The sequence below is a fragment of the Burkholderia sp. AU31652 genome (assembly GCF_002223155.1).
Lineage (GTDB): Bacteria > Pseudomonadota > Gammaproteobacteria > Burkholderiales > Burkholderiaceae > Burkholderia.
In genome coordinates, this window is sequence record NZ_NKFG01000004.1 from 117,219 (window position 1) to 132,877 (window position 15,659).

The following is a 15,659-nucleotide window of genomic DNA, read 5'->3' on the forward strand; positions in this document are numbered from 1 at the left end:
CCATCGTTGTCCGATATGATCGACGCGATTGTCCGGCTGCAATGCAACATGGCCGGTCGCTGACCCACACGGCACGCCGCGACGCCCCACGCCGCCCTTGCGCTCCGTCCCCCACGCGGGAGTAGTCTGCATGCTTTACCAACTGCACGAATTCCAGCGCGCCATGCTGAGCCCGCTGACGGCCTGGGCCCAGGCCGCGTCCAAATCGTTCGCCAATCCGTCCAGCCCGTTCTCGCTGATGCCGGGCGCGACGCGGATGGCCGCCGCGTACGAGCTGATGTACCGGCTCGGCAAGGATTACGAGAAGCCCGAATTCAACATTCATCAGATCGTCAAGGACGGCCACAACATCCCGATCGTCGAGCAGACGATCGTCGAGAAGCCGTTCTGCCGGCTGCTGCGCTTCAAGCGCTATTCGGACGACGCCGACGCCGTCACGCAACTGAAGGACGAACCGGTCGTGCTGGTCTGCGCGCCGCTGTCGGGCCACCACTCGACACTGCTGCGCGACACCGTGCGCACGCTGCTGCAGGATCACAAGGTCTACATCACCGACTGGATCGACGCACGGATGGTGCCGATCGAGACCGGCCCGTTCCACCTGCACGACTACATCGCGTACATCCAGGAGTTCATCCGTCATATCGGCGCGCGCAACCTGCACGTGATCTCGGTGTGCCAGCCGACGGTGCCGGTGCTCGCGGCGATCTCGCTGATGGCGAGCCGCGGCGAGGACACGCCGCTCACGATGACGATGATGGGCGGCCCGATCGATGCGCGCCGCAGCCCGACGTCGGTGAATTCGCTCGCCACGCAGCACTCGACCGCGTGGTTCGAGAACAACGTGATCCACACGGTGCCGGCGAACTATCCGGGCGAAGGCCGCCAGGTGTATCCGGGCTTCCTGCAGCACACGGGCTTCGTCGCAATGAACCCGGAGCGGCACGCGCAATCGCACTGGGATTTCTACCAGAGCCTGCTGCGCGGCGACGAGGACGACGCCGAAGCGCACCGCCGCTTCTATGACGAATACAACGCGGTGCTCGACATGGCCGCCGAGTATTACCTCGAGACGATCCGCGTCGTGTTCCAGGAATTCCGCCTGGCCGAAGGCACGTGGGATGTCGAAGGCGAGCGCGTGCGTCCGCAGGACATCCGGCACACCGCGCTGATGACGATCGAGGGCGAACTCGACGACATCTCGGGCAGCGGCCAGACGCACGTCGCGCACGAGCTGTGCACGGGCATCCCGCAGGACCAGCGCCGCAGCCTGACCGCCGAGAAGTGCGGTCACTACGGGATTTTCTCGGGCCGTCGCTGGCGCACGATCATCTATCCGCAGCTGCGCGATTTCATCCGCGAGCATGCACCGGAGCCGAAGCACGGTGCGACGAAGGATGTCCCGGAAACGCCGGCCGCCAAGACGCTCGCCGCCGTGCCGGCCGCCGACGCACCGGCCGAAACGACGCGCGCCACCACGGCGAAGCGCACGCGCGCGAAGGCGCCGGCGAAGGCCGCCGCCCCCGCCAAGGCCGCACCGGCCGCGAAACGCGCCGCCGCCGTCAGCCCGCGCGCAAAAGCCGTGCGCACGCGCAAGGCCGCCTGACGCATCGCGTCCCGACGAAAAAACGCCGCCGTTGCCTGCGCACGGCGGCGTTTTTACATCGGGCGGCCACTTCAGCGCCGCAGCAGATAGGCGAGCAGCACTTCGGTGTTCATCCTGACCATCTCCGCGCGCTCGTCGGCGTCGGTGAAGTCGCGGCCGAGCGTCGCGGCGAGCGTGAAGCGGTTCGACACGATGTAGTAGCCGAGCCCCGACAGCGTCACGTAGAAGCGCAGCGGATCGACGTCGGTGCGGAACAGCCCGGCCTTCTGGCCGCGCGTCAGCACGTTGCCGAGCTTCGCGACGATCGGCGACATCATCTCGCGGATCCGCGTCGACTTGTGCAGGTAGCGCGCTTCGTGCAGGTTCTCGTTGTTGATGAGCCTGAGCAGTTCCGGATGGTCGCGGTAGTAGTCCCAAACGAAATGCGCGAGCCGCGTGACGGCTTCGACCGGCGCGACGCCGTCGAGATCGAGCTCGCGCTCGGCCTCGGTCAGCGCGGAGAACGCGTGTTCGAGCACCGCCGTGAACAGCTGTTCCTTGCTGCCGAAATAGTAGTAGAGCATGCGCTCGTTGGTTTCGGCCCTGCGCGCGATCTGGTCGACGCGCGCGCCGAACAGCCCTCCACTCGCGAACTCTTCGGCTGCCGCCATCAGGATGCGGCGGCGCGTACCTTCAGGATCTCTTTTGATTTTTGGCTGATTCATGGTGGCGTTTTGCTATGTGAGCCGCTTGATCCGGACCGGCACCCCCACCGCCTTGGCGCCGGCCGCCCTGGAACGGGCGCGCCGCGAGCGGCCGCCCTCCTGCTGAGCCCCTGCAAAAAAGCGGTTCGATTATGCGCACAGACGGCGTCCAGCGCAATGCGGGAAATCGGCGATAATCGAGCTTTGGCAAACCTTTCCGGCCGCGCCCGACGCGGCCGAGAGCCATTCGGCGCCGCTGCGCCCGTTGTCACCGTGACCGATTCCAAAACACTCGCAGATCGCATCGAAGATCTGCTTCCCCAGACGCAATGCACGAAGTGCGGCTATAACGGCTGCCGTCCGTACGCCGAGGCGATCGCCGCCGGCGAGGCGAACTACAACCAGTGCCCGCCCGGCGGCGCCGAGGGCATCGCGCGCCTGTCGAGCCTGCTCGGCAAACCGGTGATTCCGCTGAACCCCGTCAACGGCACCGAGCATCCGCGGGCGGTCGCCTTCATCGACGAAAGCCTGTGCATCGGCTGCACGCTGTGCATGCAGGCGTGCCCGGTCGACGCGATCGTCGGCGCGCCGAAGCAGATGCACACGATCATCGAGTCGCAGTGCACCGGTTGCGATCTGTGCGTGCCGCCCTGCCCGGTCGACTGCATCGCGATGCTGCCGGTGACCGGCGAACGCACCGGCTGGGATGCGTGGTCGCAGGAGCAGGCCGACGCCGCACGCGAGCACCACGACCTGCGGCTCGCGCGCCAGCGCCGCGAACGCGAAGCCGCCGAAGCGCGCGCGGCCGCACGCCGCGCGGCGAGTGCCGCAAAACCGGCTGCGGGACAAGCGGAAACGCCGTCCGCCGCGCCGGCCGCCGCACCCGCGGACGACGCCGAAGCGAAGAAGCGCGCGATCATCGCCGCCGCGCTCGAACGGGCGCGCAAGAAGAAGGAAGAGCTGTCCGGGCAAGACGCCGGGCCGAAGAACACCGAAGGCGTGAGCGCGGCCGTCCAGGCGCAGATCGACGCGGCCGAGGCGCGCCGCAAGCGGCTCGCCGAACAGCAGGCCCAACGCGACGCCGAGGCGGCCGCCGCGAGCGGCAACGACGAAAAGAACGACGCAGGCAACGACGGCCCGGATGGCCCGTCCGCACCGCCCGACCCGAACGCTCCATGAACGCCAGCAAACGACGCGCGATCTACGAAACGCTGCAGGACCTCAATCCGCATCCGACCACCGAGCTCGAATACTCGACGCCGTTCGAGCTGCTGATCGCCGTGATGCTGTCCGCGCAGGCGACCGACGTATCGGTCAACAAGGCGATGCGGAAGATGTTTCCGGTCGCGAACACCCCGCGACAAATCGTCGCACTCGGCGAAGAAGGCGTCACCGAGTACATCAAGACGATCGGCCTGTACCGGACCAAGGCGAAGAACGTGGTCGCGACGTGCCGGATCCTGCTGGACCGCTACGACGGCGAGGTGCCGGCCGATCGCGAAGCGCTCGAAGGGCTGCCGGGCGTCGGCCGCAAGACCGCGAACGTCGTGCTGAACACCGCGTTCGGCCAGCCGACGATCGCGGTCGACACGCATATCTTCCGCGTCGCGAACCGCACCGGGCTCGCGCCGGGCAAGGACGTGCGCGCCGTCGAGGCCGCGCTCGAGAAGTTCACGCCGAAGGAATTCCTGCAGGACGCGCATCACTGGCTGATCCTGCACGGGCGCTACGTGTGCAAGGCCCGCAAGCCCGAGTGCTGGCATTGCGCGATCGAGCCGCTGTGCGAATTCCGGCCGAAGACGCCGCCGCCGAACGAGTGATGCGCCACCGAGATTGACATGCCGCAGGCCGCCCGGCGCCAGACAGCCAGGCGCACGATGCACGCCGCGTCGGCCGTTGGCCGGCCGGCATACCGCAGCCGCCACCACGATAGCGCGTCGCCACCCGCGCTGCCGCCCCGCTTCCCCCCTCCCCCCTTCCCGACTTACGCGTTGGACGTCGCCGTCGCGTCGTCTGCCGCCGCACCGCCCGCGCGCACCAGCGCCAGCACGGCAGCCAGAATCGCGACGCCACCCGCCCACTGCAGCGGCGACAGCGCTTCGCCGAACAGCAGCGCCGCAAGCGCGACCGTCACGACCGGTTCGAGCGTCGACAGCATCGACGTGCGCGCGGCCCCGAGCCGTTCGAGCCCGGCAAAGAACGCGAGCATCGCCGCCACCGTCGACACGAGCGCGATCGCGAGCATCGACGCCCAGCCGCCGGCCGTCGCGGGCCAGCGCGGCGGCGCGCCGAACGCGGCGCTCCGCACGACGGCGATCGCCACGAGCGTCGCGGTGGCCGACAGGCAGATGATCGCGGTGGTCGCGAGCGGATCGACGCCGCGCGTCGCCTTCGTGCCGCCGACGATGTACAGCGAATAGATCACCGCGGCGGCCAGCGCGAGCGCGATCCCGAGCGGCTCGCCATGCCCGCCGCCGACCATCAGCGCCGAACCCGCGACGCACAGCACGAGCGCGACGGCCTTCGCGCGCGTGAGGCGCTCGCCGAGCCACCACGCGGCCAGCAGCGTGACGAACGCCGGATACAGGTACAGCAGCAGCGCGACGAGGCTCGCCTGTGCGTGCTGCAGCGCGCTGAAATAGCAGAACGACTGCCCGACATAGCCGAGCGCGCCCATCGCCACGAGCGGCGCGAGCGCACGCCCGCGCGGCCACGCGACACGGCGATGCCGTGCGATCGCGGCGAGCACCGCGCCGCCGATCGCGAAGCGCACGATCAGCAGCCCGAGCACGTCGACGCCGGCCGCATACGCGTAGCGGCCGAAGATCGCCATCGCGCCGAATGCGGCGGCGGACAGCGCGACGTAGAGCGTGCCCTGCAGGGCGGCGGACGACGGGCGGGCGGTAGCGGTCATGATGGAACGAGGACGATCGGCGTGGCGCCGGAAATCGTCGGAGTGTAACGGCGCGGCGGCGGCGAGCCTAGCCCGCGCTTACCCGTTCCCCGGCGCCGGCTCAGGGTGCCGGCAACCCGCCGGCGCCGCGCGGCTACGCACCTGCTCGCCCGGCGGGCCGCCGCACAACCCGCTCCCGCCCGCCGCCAGCGCCGTCCGCCGACCCGGCGTACAATGCGCGACGCGGCACCACGCCGTCCGAATCACGACGTTTCCCCACCATGTTCAATCCAAGCCGCGACGAAGTGCGTCGCTTTTTCACCGAGACCTGGCGCAAGCAGCGCGCCGGCGAGATCCTGACGCCGCTGGAAGCGATGGCAGCCGACTGGATCGTCGAGCATCCCGAATACCACGACGAACTCGCCGATGCCGATGGCGCGAACGCGCGCGAGTACACGCCCGAGGAAGGCCGCACGAACCCGTTCCTGCACCTGTCGATGCATCTCGCGATCAGCGAGCAACTGTCGATCGACCAGCCGCCCGGCATCCGCGCTGCACACGACAAGCTCGCGGCCAAGCTCGACTCGACCCACGACGCGCAGCACGTGATCATGGAATGCCTCGGCGAGACGATCTGGGAAGCCCAGCGCACGAGCACACCGCCCGATACCGACGCGTACCTGCAGCGCATCTTGCGTCGCGCCTCGCGCGACTGAGCGCCGCGGCGCCGGCCCACGGGCGCGGCGCGCGGCGCGCGGCGCGCGGACAAAAAAATACCCCGCCGAGGCGGGGTATTTTTGCTGCGCGAGCCCGTCGGGCCCGTCGCGCTTACTTCTTGAACACGAGATCGGTTTCTTTCAGCGACTCGATGTAGGCCGCGATGTCCTTCATGTCGCTGACCGACAGGCTCTGCACCTGCGCCTGCATGATCGCGTTGTTGCGACCGAGCAGCGGATTCGTGAGGCCCATCTGGTACTGGCGCATCGCCCACACGAGGTAGTCGGCGTGCTGGCCGGCGAGGCGCGGATATTCGGCGTTGATCGGCTTGTTCATCTGCGCGCCGTGGCAGGCGGCGCAGTTGTGCGATTCGACCAGTTCCTTGCCCTTCGTGGTGTCCGCCGCGTGCGCGGTACCGATCGCGAGGCCGGCCGCCAGTGCAACCGCCGCCGTCTTGAATGCGTTGTTCATGAATGCTCCTGTCCCGCCGGTCAGATCGGCGGCGCGCGCTTTACTTGTAGGGATTGTCCTTCGTGTCGGCCTTCTGGACGGCGTAGTACGCCGCCAGATCCGCGATGTCCTGGTCCGTCAGCGAACCGGCGATCGCATTCATCGACGGGAAGTGACGATCCTTCTTGCGATAGGCCTTCAGCGCGTTCTCGAGGTATTGCTGGTTCTGGCCGCCGAGGACAGGCACCCGGTAGACCTCCGGGTACGCCGCGCGGTAGTCCTGGATGCCGTGGCAACCGATGCACATGGCGGCCTTGCTCGCCCCGTCCTTCGGGTTGCCGACCACACCGGCCGCCTGCGCGCTGCCCGCGAGCGCCACGAGCGCTGCGACAACGACGTGTTTGCCGACGAATTTGTTCATAGCTCTTGTAACCTAGCTTGAGGGGAAACTGGCGCCGAAGCGGCAACGGCCCGCGCCGTTATGCTTATCAGGTCGCCACGCAGGCCAAAAAAAACGGCCAGATTGTACCGCGTCGGCGGGGAACGCGTCCACAAGGCACCCCGGTTCGCCCCGCCACAGCCCCGCAACGATACGCGGGCGTGGCCCAACCGGACAGCCCTTCTGACTTATACTGGGTTTTTTCCCCCGATTGAGAAGAGCGCCGCCATGCGTTTCGAAGGGTCCTCGCACTACGTCGCCACCGACGATCTGAAGCTCGCGGTCAATGCCGCGCTGACGCTGCAACGCCCGCTGCTGATCAAGGGCGAGCCCGGCACCGGCAAGACCATGCTCGCCGAGGAAGTGGCCGCCGCGCTCGACATGCCGCTGCTGCAGTGGCACATCAAGTCGACCACGAAGGCGCAGCAGGGCCTGTACGAATACGACGCCGTATCGCGGCTGCGCGATTCGCAGCTCGGCGACGCGCGCGTGAAGGACATCTCGAACTACATCGTCAAGGGCGTGCTGTGGCAGGCGTTCGATGCCGAGCATCCGAGCGTGCTGCTGATCGACGAGATCGACAAGGCCGACATCGAATTCCCGAACGACCTGCTGCGCGAGCTCGACCGGATGGAGTTCCATGTGTACGAAACACGGGAAACGGTCCGCGCGAAGCACCGCCCGCTCGTCATCATCACGTCGAACAACGAGAAGGAGCTGCCCGACGCGTTCCTGCGCCGCTGCTTCTTCCACTACATCCAGTTTCCCGACCCGGCGACGATGCAGAAGATCGTCGCGGTCCATTTCCCGGACATCCGCGAGGAGCTGCTGCGCGCGGCGCTCGAGAGTTTCTTCGAATTGCGCGGCGTGTCGGGCCTGAAGAAGAAGCCGTCGACGTCCGAGCTGCTCGACTGGCTGAAGCTGCTGCTCGCCGAGAACATCCCGGCCGACCAGTTGCGCGGCGTGGATGCGAAGCAGATCGTGCCGCCGCTCGCGGGCGCGCTGCTGAAGAACGAGCAGGACCTGAGCCTGCTCGAACGGCTCGTCTACATGAACCGGCACAACCGGTAATCCTCTCTCACCCGCGAAGGCCCGGCCATGCTGCTCAATTTCTTCTACGCGCTGCGCGCAGCCAAGCTGCCCGTCTCGGTGAAGGAATACCTGACGCTGCTCGAATCGCTGAAGGCCGGGCTGATCTCGCCGTCGATCGACGCGTTCTACTTCCTCGCGCGGATGACGCTCGTCAAGGACGAGCAGTACTTCGACAAGTTCGACCAGGCGTTCGGCGCGTACTTCCACGGCGTGTCGGCCCTGCCGTCCGAAGCATTCGACATTCCGCTCGACTGGCTCGAAAAGCGCCTCGAGCGCGAGCTGTCGCCCGAGGAAAAGGCGCAGATCGAGGCGATGGGCGGGCTCGACAAGCTGATGGAGCGCCTGAAGGCACTGCTCGACGAGCAGAAGGAACGCCACGAGGGCGGCAACAAGTGGATCGGCACCGGCGGCACGTCGCCGTTCGGGCACGGTGGCTACAACCCGGAAGGCGTGCGCATCGGCGGCCCGTCGAACGGCAACCGCACCGCGGTGAAGGTGTGGGAGGCGCGCGCGTATCGCGACTACGACGATTCCGTCGAGATCGGCACGCGCAACATCAAGGTCGCGCTGCGGCGGCTGCGCCGCTTCGCGCGCGAAGGCGCCGCCGAGGAGCTCGACCTGCCCGGCACGATCCGCAGCACCGCCGCGAACGCGGGCTGGCTCGACCTGCGGATGGTGCCCGAGCGCCACAACAACGTGAAGGTGCTGATGCTGCTCGACGTCGGCGGCTCGATGGATGATCACATCAAGCGCACCGAAGAGCTGTTCTCCGCCGCGAAGGCCGAATTCAAGCACCTGGAGTTCTTCTACTTCCACAACTGCGTGTACGACCACCTGTGGAAGAACAACCGCCGCCGCCACTCGGAACGCACCGCGACGTGGGACGTGCTGCACAAGTTCACGCCCGACTACAAGCTGATCTTCGTCGGCGATGCAACGATGAGCCCGTACGAAGTGCTGCAGCCCGGCGGCTCGGTCGAGTACAACAACCCGGAAGCCGGCGCCGTATGGCTGCGCCGCCTCGCCGACCAGTTCCCCCATCATGCATGGCTGAACCCCGAGCCCGAACGGCTATGGGAATACCGGCAGTCGGTCGCGGTGATCCGCGACCTGCTCGGCCATCGCATGTATCCGCTCACGCTCGCGGGCCTCGAAACCGCGATGCGCGCACTCAGCAAGTAACGACACCCACCAAGCACGAAGGCCGCGTCCGAGCGGCCTCCCCCGGAGATAGCATGAACCCCTCGCCCACCGCGAGCGCCAGCCGCGCCGGCGGCCGCCGCTTTTTCGCCGATACGTCCGTCTCGGCCCTCGTCGCCGGCTTCGTCGCGATGATGACGGGCTATACGAGCTCGCTCGTGCTGATGTTTCAGGCCGGCCGCGCCGCCCACCTCACCGATGCGCAGATCTCGTCGTGGATCTGGGCGCTGTCGATCGGCATGGCGTTGACGACGATCGGCCTGTCGCTGCGCTTTCGTGCGCCCGTCGTCGTCGCGTGGTCGACGCCCGGCGCCGCGCTGCTGATCGCGTCGCTGCCCGGCGTGCCCTACCCCGAGGCGATCGGCGCATTCGTCGTCTGCGCGGTGCTGCTGACGGCCGTCGGCGTGAGCGGGCTGTTCGACACGCTGATGCGCAAGATTCCGGCCGGCATCGCAGCCGCGCTGCTCGCGGGCATCCTGTTCGAGATCGGCATCGAGATCTTCCGTGCCGCGCAGTTCCAGACGGCGCTCGTGCTCGCGATGTTCTTCACCTACCTGATCATCAAGCGGCTCGCGCCGCGCTACGCGATCGTCACGACGCTGATCGTCGGCACGGCAGTCGCCGGTGGTCTCGGCCTGCTCGACTTCAGCGGCTTTCACATCGCGTTCGCGAAGCCCGTGTTCACGATGCCCGCGTTCTCGATCGCGTCGATCGTCAGCATCGGCATCCCGCTGTTCGTCGTCGCGATGGCGTCGCAGAACGTGCCGGGCATCGCGGTGCTGCGCGCGGACGGTTATCAGGCTCCGTCGTCGCCGCTGATCGCGACCACCGGCCTCGCGTCGCTGCTGCTCGCGCCGTTCGGCTCGCACGGCGTCAACCTCGCGGCGATCACGGCCGCGATCTGCACCGGCCCGGAAGCGCACGAGGATCACGCGAAACGCTACACGGCCGCCGTGTGGTGCGGCACGTTCTACCTGGTCGCGGGAATCTTCGGCGCGACGATCGCCGCGCTGTTCGCGGCGCTGCCGAAGGCGCTCGTCGTGTCGGTCGCCGCGCTCGCGCTGTTCGGCTCGATCATGAGCGGCCTCGCGAACGCGATGCAGGACGTGAAGCAGCGCGAAGCCGCGCTCGTCACGTTCATGGTCACCGCGTCGGGCCTCACGCTGCTGTCGATCGGCTCGGCATTCTGGGGGCTCGTCGCGGGCGTCGTCACGCAGGTGATCCTGAACGCGCGCCGCCCCGCGTGACGCTGCACGGCGCCCGCCGCCGCGGCCATCGGACACGCCAGAACGTGCCCGACACGAATCGGGCCTAGAATAGCGGATCGGAGGCGGTGCCCGGCGCCGCCTCGCTTCGCCGCCGCGTTCGCGCGGCCCGTGAGAACCCGGCGCCTTGCGCCCTTCTTCCGAATCGCCATGACTACCGCACTCGACCAGCTGAAGCAGTACACGACCGTCGTCGCCGACACGGGCGATTTCCAGCAGCTTGCGCAATACCAGCCGCAGGACGCGACCACGAACCCGTCGCTGATCCTGAAGGCCGTCCAGAAGGATGCGTACAAGCCGATCCTCGAGAAAACCGTCCGCGATCATCGCAACGAAAGCACCGATTTCATCATCGACCGCCTGCTGATCGCATTCGGCACCGAGATCCTGAAGCTGATCCCGGGCCGCGTGTCGACCGAGGTCGACGCACGTTTGTCGTTCGACACGCAGCGCTCGATCGACAAGGGCCGCGAGCTCATCAAGCTGTACGAAGCAGCCGGCATCGGCCGCGAACGCATCCTGATCAAGCTCGCGTCGACGTGGGAAGGCATCCGCGCGGCCGAGGTGCTGCAGAAGGAAGGGATCAAGTGCAACATGACCCTGCTTTTCTCGCTCGTGCAGGCCGCTGCATGCGCGGAAGCCGGTGCGCAGCTGATCTCGCCGTTCGTCGGCCGCATCTACGACTGGTACAAGAAGCAGGCCGGCGCCGAGTGGAATGAAGAGAAGGACGGCGGCGCGAACGATCCGGGCGTGCAGTCGGTGCGCCGCATCTACACGTACTACAAGACGTTCGGCTACACGACCGAAGTGATGGGCGCGAGCTTCCGCACGACCAGCCAGATCACCGAACTGGCCGGCTGCGACCTGCTGACGATCAGTCCCGATTTGCTGCAGAAGCTGCAGGACAGCAACGAGACGGTCGCGCGCAAGCTGTCGCCGGAAGCGCTGCAGGACAAGCCGTCCGAGCGTGTCGCGATCGACGAGGCCGCGTTCCGCTTCCAGCTGAACGACGACGCGATGGCGACCGAAAAGCTCGCCGAAGGCATCCGCGTATTCGCCGCCGATGCGGTGAAGCTCGAGAAACTGATCGACTCGCTGCGCTGAGCCACTGAGCCGCGACAAGCGTCAGCGGCTGTCAGCAACACTGGCAACAGCCGTCAGCACGCACGCCGCACACGGCCGCGAACGTCATGTTCGCGGCCGTTTTTATTTTTCATTCCATCGTCAAGCACGCGCACTACAATCCACGTCACGGGTGCGTCGGCCGCCTCCCGAGGCCCCCTTTCCCAGTCAGTCTTGTACGACGCCGAACCCGCGCAGAAGCGTAGGCCGGCCCCCTCAATACAGGAGACAACGATGCAAGTCCAACCGTACCTGACGTTCTACGGTCGCGCCGACGAAGCCCTTCAGTTCTACGAAAAGGCACTCGGGGCGAAGACGATGTTCAAGATGCACTTCAAGGACGCGCCGCCGAATCCCGACTATCCGATGACGCCGGAGATGGCCGACAAGGTGATGCACGCGAGCTTCACGATCGGCGAGTCGATGATCATGTGCTCGGACGGCGACTGCAGCCAGCCCGGCGGCGGCGTGCACGCCGGCTATTCGCTGTCGCTGAACCCGGCGACGGTCGAGGAAGGCCAGAAGCTGTTCAATGCGCTCGCCGACGGCGGCGAAGTGACGATGCCGTTCGGCAAGACGTTCTGGGCGCTCGGCTTCGGGATGGCGAAGGATCGTTTCGGCGTGCACTGGATGGTCAACGTCGAGGATCTGTCGCAGCGCGAGAACCTCGCAGAGCGCGCGCAGGGATAACGCGAAAAGCAAAGCCCGCCACCTTGCCGTGAACTGCACCCCAAAAGTTGGACATCGATCCAACCTTTGGGGTGTTTTTCATGAGCAAGTACACGGAGCAGTTCAAGGTATCCATTGCAGAGGAGTACGAGTCCGGCCACGCTGGGTTCCGTGAGATGTCCAAGCGCCACGGCGTCGATGAGGCGACGATCCGCAAGTGGGTGGCGGCCCATCGCATACATGGTCCGGCAGGCTTGAAGAAGAAGTGCGAGCGCTACAGCGCAGAGTTCAAGTTGCTTGTACTGCAGCAAATGCGTAGCGAAGGGTTGTCAGCGCGTGAGACGGCTGCACGCTTCAACATTAGGAACCGTACGGCCATCGGCCAGTGGAAACGCCAGTATGATGAAGGCGGTATAGACGCACTGTCGCCGCGCCAGCGGGGGCGCCCCAGGAAGATGCCCAAGCCACCGCTCACGCCACCGCCGCTACCCGAGGACGATACGCGCTCCCGACAGGAACTACTCGACGAGTTGAACTTCCTGCGCATGGAGAACGCGTACTTAAAAAAGCTCGAAGCCTTGGCTCAAGCGCAGCAGCGATCAGCGCAACGCAAAAAGCGCAAATCGTGCTCGAGCTAAGGCAGCAATATCCGCTTGCGGGCTTGTTGAAGGTTGCCGGCTTGGCGCGCAGCACGTTCTACTATCATCAGAAATTGCTCGGAGCAGCCGACAAGTATGCCGATACAAGGGCAAGAATCTGCTCGCTGTTCGAACGGCACAAGGGCCGCTACGGCTATCGACGCATCACGCTCGCTCTACGTAATCTGGGACAGGTGATTAACCACAAGACTGTGGCGCGTCTGATGGGTGAGTTGCGGCTGAAGTCTTGTGTGCGCCCGAAGAAATACCGCTCCTACAAAGGTAGCGTCGGACGTGTTGCACCTCATGTTTTACAGCGTCGGTTCTACGCAAAGCGTCCGAATGAGAAGTGGGTAACGGATGTCACGGAATTCAACGTGGGTGGCCAGAAGCTGTACCTGTCACCAGTGCTCGATCTGTACAACGGCGAGATCATTGCTTATGAAACCGCGAGGCGCCCGGCGTTCGAGATGGTCAGCGCAATGCTTCGCAAGGCATTGGCGCGCTTGAAGTCACACGAGCGGCCTCTCTTGCATTCGGATCAGGGCTGGCAGTACCAGATGCCTGCGTATCGCCGCCTACTGCAGCAACGAGCGCTCACGCAAAGCATGTCGCGTAAAGGGAATTGCCTGGACAACGCCGCCATGGAGAGCTTCTTCGGCACGCTGAAATCCGAGTTCTTCCATCTGAATCGGTTCCGCAACCTGGACGAACTGCAAACCGGCTTGGCAAGCTACATCCACTACTACAATCACGACCGCATCAAACTGAAACTAAAAGGGCTGAGTCCCGTGCAATACAGAACTCAGCCCTCTCAGCCCTAGCCGTCATAACCCGTCCAACTTTACGGGGTCAGTTCAGCCGGTGGCGGGCTTTTTCATTGCGTGGCCGTGCAGGCGGCGTCAGCCTTCCACCACGTCGAGATAGTCCTCCGGCCGCGTGCGATCCTCCGCGTGCGCCATGCCCATCACGCGCACCAGCACGCTCACCACCACCGCCACCACCAGGTTCACGATCAGCGACCACACGGCTGCATAGCCGGGAATCGCGAGACCGAACAGGTGGATCGTGAAGATCGATCCGGCCAGCTTCAGCGAGATCGCCATCCACGTGCCGCACACGATGCCGGCCGCCCAGCCGGCCAGCAGGCCGCGATGGTCGAGCACGCGCGTGTACAGGCCGAGCACGATCGCCGGCAGCGTCTGGATGATCCAGATCCCGCCGAGCAGCTGCAGCTGGATCGCGTAGGTCAGCGGCAGCCCGAGGATGAACGCGACGGCGCCGACCTTCACGATCAGCGACACGAGCTTCGCGACATGCGTTTCCTGCTCGTGCGACATGTTGCGGTTCACGAACTCGCGGTGAATGTTGCGCGTGTACAGGTTCGCGGCCGCGATCGACATGATGGCCGCCGGCACCAGCGCGCCGATGCCGATCGCCGCGAACGCGACGCCGACGAACCACGACGGGAAATACTGGAGGAACAGCGCGGGCACCGCGAAGTTCGGGCCGAAGGCCTTGAAGTACGGCGCGTACTGCGGCATGTCCTTCACGCCCGATGCGAGCGCCATGTAGCCGAGCAGCGCGAGCAGGCCGAGCACGAACGAATACGCGGGCAGCATCGCCATGTTGCGACGGATCGAGTTGCCGGACGACGACGACAGGATCGCCGTCACCGAGTGCGGATACAGGAACAGCGCGAGCGCCGAGCCGATCGCGAGCGTCGCGTACGCGCTGTAGCCGTTCAGGCTCATCGCGTCGGGCGCCTTCAGCAGCAGCTTCGCAGGCGGCACGCTCGCGAAGATGTGCCCGAAGCCGCCGAGCTTCGCCGGGATCACGATGACCGCCGCGGCGATCGTGATGTAGATCAGGATGTCCTTGACGATCGCGATCATCGCCGGCGCGCGCAAGCCCGACGTGTACGTGTACGCGGCGAGGATCGCGAACGCGATGATCAGCGGCAGGTCGCCGACGAAGCCGGTCGTGTCGAAGCCGAGCGCGCCGATCACCACCTCGATGCCGACGAGCTGCAGCGCGATGTACGGCATCGTCGCGACGATGCCCGTCACCGCGATCGCGAGCGCGAGCATCCGGCTGCCGTAGCGCGCGTTGACGAAGTCGGCGGACGTCACGTAGCCGTGCCGCTTCGCGATGCTCCACAGCTTAGGAAACACGACGAATGCGAACGGGTAGATCAGGATCGTGTACGGCAGCGCGAAGAAGCCCATCGCGCCGGCGCCGAACACGAGCGCGGGCACCGCGACGAACGTGTAGGCCGTGTAGAGGTCGCCGCCGAGCAGGAACCACGTGACGATCGTGCCGAAGCGGCGGCCGCCGAGGCCCCATTCGTCGAGATGGGCGAGATCGCCGCGCCGCCAGTTCGCGGCCAGGAAACCGATGATCGTGACACCGATGAACAGCAGCACGAAGACGAAGGTTGCGCCGAGATTCATCGTGCACCTCCCTGCGGGCCGCTCGCCTTCCACGCGTTCTTGGTCTTGAAGTACACGAACGCGGTGATCACCGCGCTAATGAAGACCCAAAGCAGCTGGTACCAGTAGAAAAACGGAAAACCCAACCATTGCGGTTCGATCTTGCTGTACGACGGTACCCAGACCATCGCGATCAGCGGCAGTACCAGCAGCCAGAGCCAGCGCTTGGCGGCCCGGTTGGCGTCGGCATCGTGAGCCATGACGTCTCCTCATCTTTCCCGGTTATCGATCTTGTTGAGCGGGTACGGCGCCGAGAGGAGCGCAAAACGGGTAGGCTGCGGCTCCCCTGGCTTCGCGCCAGTATAGGAGCCGCTAGCACGCGGTCAAGCGGGGGCGAACCCGAGTGATCCGCCCCTAGTCGCGTGGTTGCACCGGCATGCCGCCGGTGCATGA

The 15,659-nt window shown here is 66.1% G+C and carries 16 protein-coding genes; 10 read left to right on the forward strand and 6 right to left on the reverse strand.

Annotated elements, in window-relative coordinates; translation table 11 throughout:
• Positions 1–130 precede the first annotated feature (130 nt).
• Entirely contained in the window at positions 131–1,606 is a 1,476-nt protein-coding gene (locus CFB40_RS12870) for a polyhydroxyalkanoate depolymerase (RefSeq protein WP_089426029.1), read from the forward strand.
• A 71-nt stretch (positions 1,607–1,677) separates the two neighbouring features.
• Here CFB40_RS12870 and CFB40_RS12875 read toward each other — a convergent pair whose 3' ends face one another.
• Complete coding sequence (locus CFB40_RS12875; protein ID WP_039370405.1) at positions 1,678–2,310, reverse strand: TetR family transcriptional regulator; 633 nt, start codon at positions 2,308–2,310, stop codon at positions 1,678–1,680.
• A gap of 156 nt (positions 2,311–2,466) precedes the next feature.
• Here CFB40_RS12875 and rsxB point away from each other — a divergent pair, with 156 nt between their 5' ends.
• Positions 2,467–3,468, forward strand: a complete 1,002-nt coding sequence (gene rsxB / locus CFB40_RS12880) for an electron transport complex subunit RsxB (RefSeq protein ID WP_089426030.1) — start codon at positions 2,467–2,469, stop codon at positions 3,466–3,468.
• Positions 3,465–4,109: an endonuclease III gene (nth, locus tag CFB40_RS12885; protein ID WP_089426031.1), complete on the forward strand. Its 645-nt coding sequence runs from the start codon at positions 3,465–3,467 to the stop codon at positions 4,107–4,109. The genes rsxB and nth overlap by 4 nt, the downstream gene beginning before the upstream one ends.
• A gap of 164 nt (positions 4,110–4,273) precedes the next feature.
• Here the strand turns inward: nth and CFB40_RS12890 are convergent, their stop codons facing one another.
• Positions 4,274–5,203 (reverse strand): DMT family transporter, encoded by a 930-nt coding sequence (locus CFB40_RS12890; protein WP_089426032.1) that lies wholly within the window; start codon positions 5,201–5,203, stop codon positions 4,274–4,276.
• 260 nt (positions 5,204–5,463) lie between these two features.
• Between CFB40_RS12890 and CFB40_RS12895 the strand changes: the two genes are divergently transcribed.
• A complete protein-coding gene (locus CFB40_RS12895) occupies positions 5,464–5,898 on the forward strand; it encodes a DUF1841 family protein (protein WP_089426033.1) in 435 nt (144 codons plus the stop codon).
• 112 nt (positions 5,899–6,010) lie between these two features.
• Here the strand turns inward: CFB40_RS12895 and CFB40_RS12900 are convergent, their stop codons facing one another.
• Both CFB40_RS12900 and CFB40_RS12905 read right to left on the reverse strand, forming a co-directional pair.
• Positions 6,011–6,370 carry a c-type cytochrome gene (locus CFB40_RS12900; protein WP_011352792.1) on the reverse strand — a complete coding sequence of 120 codons (360 nt, stop codon included), beginning with the start codon at positions 6,368–6,370 and terminating at the stop codon, positions 6,011–6,013.
• Positions 6,371–6,410: 40 nt separating this feature from the next.
• Positions 6,411–6,770, reverse strand: coding sequence for a c-type cytochrome (locus CFB40_RS12905; protein WP_011352793.1), 360 nt, complete (start codon positions 6,768–6,770; stop codon positions 6,411–6,413).
• Between the two features lie 246 nt (positions 6,771–7,016).
• Between CFB40_RS12905 and CFB40_RS12910 the strand changes: the two genes are divergently transcribed.
• The 6 genes from CFB40_RS12910 (at position 7,017) to CFB40_RS12935 (ending at position 13,598) form a co-directional block, all read left to right on the forward strand.
• Positions 7,017–7,859 carry an AAA family ATPase gene (locus CFB40_RS12910; RefSeq protein WP_089426034.1) on the forward strand — a complete coding sequence of 281 codons (843 nt, stop codon included), beginning with the start codon at positions 7,017–7,019 and terminating at the stop codon, positions 7,857–7,859.
• Between the two features lie 27 nt (positions 7,860–7,886).
• A complete protein-coding gene (locus CFB40_RS12915) occupies positions 7,887–9,062 on the forward strand; it encodes a vWA domain-containing protein (protein ID WP_034190734.1) in 1,176 nt (391 codons plus the stop codon).
• A 53-nt stretch (positions 9,063–9,115) separates the two neighbouring features.
• Positions 9,116–10,327: a benzoate/H(+) symporter BenE family transporter gene (locus tag CFB40_RS12920; protein WP_089431537.1), complete on the forward strand. Its 1,212-nt coding sequence runs from the start codon at positions 9,116–9,118 to the stop codon at positions 10,325–10,327.
• 168 nt (positions 10,328–10,495) lie between these two features.
• On the forward strand, positions 10,496–11,449 hold the full coding sequence (gene tal, locus CFB40_RS12925; protein ID WP_089431539.1) for a transaldolase: 954 nt from the start codon (positions 10,496–10,498) through the stop codon (positions 11,447–11,449).
• 252 nt (positions 11,450–11,701) lie between these two features.
• On the forward strand, positions 11,702–12,157 hold the full coding sequence (locus CFB40_RS12930; RefSeq protein WP_089426037.1) for a VOC family protein: 456 nt from the start codon (positions 11,702–11,704) through the stop codon (positions 12,155–12,157).
• An 80-nt stretch (positions 12,158–12,237) separates the two neighbouring features.
• A protein-coding gene (locus CFB40_RS12935) for an IS3-like element ISBam1 family transposase (protein ID WP_089425429.1) occupies positions 12,238–13,598 on the forward strand; the annotation gives its coding sequence in 2 pieces (ribosomal slippage) (positions 12,238–12,697 and positions 12,697–13,598; 1,362 coding nt in all).
• 78 nt (positions 13,599–13,676) lie between these two features.
• Here the strand turns inward: CFB40_RS12935 and mctP are convergent.
• Together mctP and CFB40_RS12945 are read right to left on the reverse strand one after the other, a co-directional pair.
• On the reverse strand, positions 13,677–15,227 hold the full coding sequence (gene mctP / locus CFB40_RS12940; protein WP_089426038.1) for a monocarboxylate uptake permease MctP: 1,551 nt from the start codon (positions 15,225–15,227) through the stop codon (positions 13,677–13,679).
• A complete protein-coding gene (locus tag CFB40_RS12945) occupies positions 15,224–15,466 on the reverse strand; it encodes a DUF3311 domain-containing protein (protein ID WP_011352801.1) in 243 nt (80 codons plus the stop codon). Before CFB40_RS12945 ends, mctP begins: the two co-directional genes overlap by 4 nt.
• Between the last annotated feature and the right edge of the window lie 193 nt (positions 15,467–15,659).

What these genes read in the sequence shown, in the direction of transcription:
- CFB40_RS12870 (WP_089426029.1), top strand. Translation starts at nt 131, where the DNA reads ATGCTTTACCAACTGCACGAATTCCAGCGCGCCATGCTGAGCCCGCTG.
- CFB40_RS12875 (WP_039370405.1), bottom strand. Translation starts at nt 2,310, where the DNA reads ATGAATCAGCCAAAAATCAAAAGAGATCCTGAAGGTACGCGCCGCCGC.
- rsxB (WP_089426030.1), top strand. Translation starts at nt 2,467, where the DNA reads ATGCGGGAAATCGGCGATAATCGAGCTTTGGCAAACCTTTCCGGCCGC.
- nth (WP_089426031.1), top strand. Translation starts at nt 3,465, where the DNA reads ATGAACGCCAGCAAACGACGCGCGATCTACGAAACGCTGCAGGACCTC.
- CFB40_RS12890 (WP_089426032.1), bottom strand. Translation starts at nt 5,203, where the DNA reads ATGACCGCTACCGCCCGCCCGTCGTCCGCCGCCCTGCAGGGCACGCTC.
- CFB40_RS12895 (WP_089426033.1), top strand. Translation starts at nt 5,464, where the DNA reads ATGTTCAATCCAAGCCGCGACGAAGTGCGTCGCTTTTTCACCGAGACC.
- CFB40_RS12900 (WP_011352792.1), bottom strand. Translation starts at nt 6,370, where the DNA reads ATGAACAACGCATTCAAGACGGCGGCGGTTGCACTGGCGGCCGGCCTC.
- CFB40_RS12905 (WP_011352793.1), bottom strand. Translation starts at nt 6,770, where the DNA reads ATGAACAAATTCGTCGGCAAACACGTCGTTGTCGCAGCGCTCGTGGCG.
- CFB40_RS12910 (WP_089426034.1), top strand. Translation starts at nt 7,017, where the DNA reads ATGCGTTTCGAAGGGTCCTCGCACTACGTCGCCACCGACGATCTGAAG.
- CFB40_RS12915 (WP_034190734.1), top strand. Translation starts at nt 7,887, where the DNA reads ATGCTGCTCAATTTCTTCTACGCGCTGCGCGCAGCCAAGCTGCCCGTC.
- CFB40_RS12920 (WP_089431537.1), top strand. Translation starts at nt 9,116, where the DNA reads ATGAACCCCTCGCCCACCGCGAGCGCCAGCCGCGCCGGCGGCCGCCGC.
- tal (WP_089431539.1), top strand. Translation starts at nt 10,496, where the DNA reads ATGACTACCGCACTCGACCAGCTGAAGCAGTACACGACCGTCGTCGCC.
- CFB40_RS12930 (WP_089426037.1), top strand. Translation starts at nt 11,702, where the DNA reads ATGCAAGTCCAACCGTACCTGACGTTCTACGGTCGCGCCGACGAAGCC.
- mctP (WP_089426038.1), bottom strand. Translation starts at nt 15,227, where the DNA reads ATGAATCTCGGCGCAACCTTCGTCTTCGTGCTGCTGTTCATCGGTGTC.
- CFB40_RS12945 (WP_011352801.1), bottom strand. Translation starts at nt 15,466, where the DNA reads ATGGCTCACGATGCCGACGCCAACCGGGCCGCCAAGCGCTGGCTCTGG.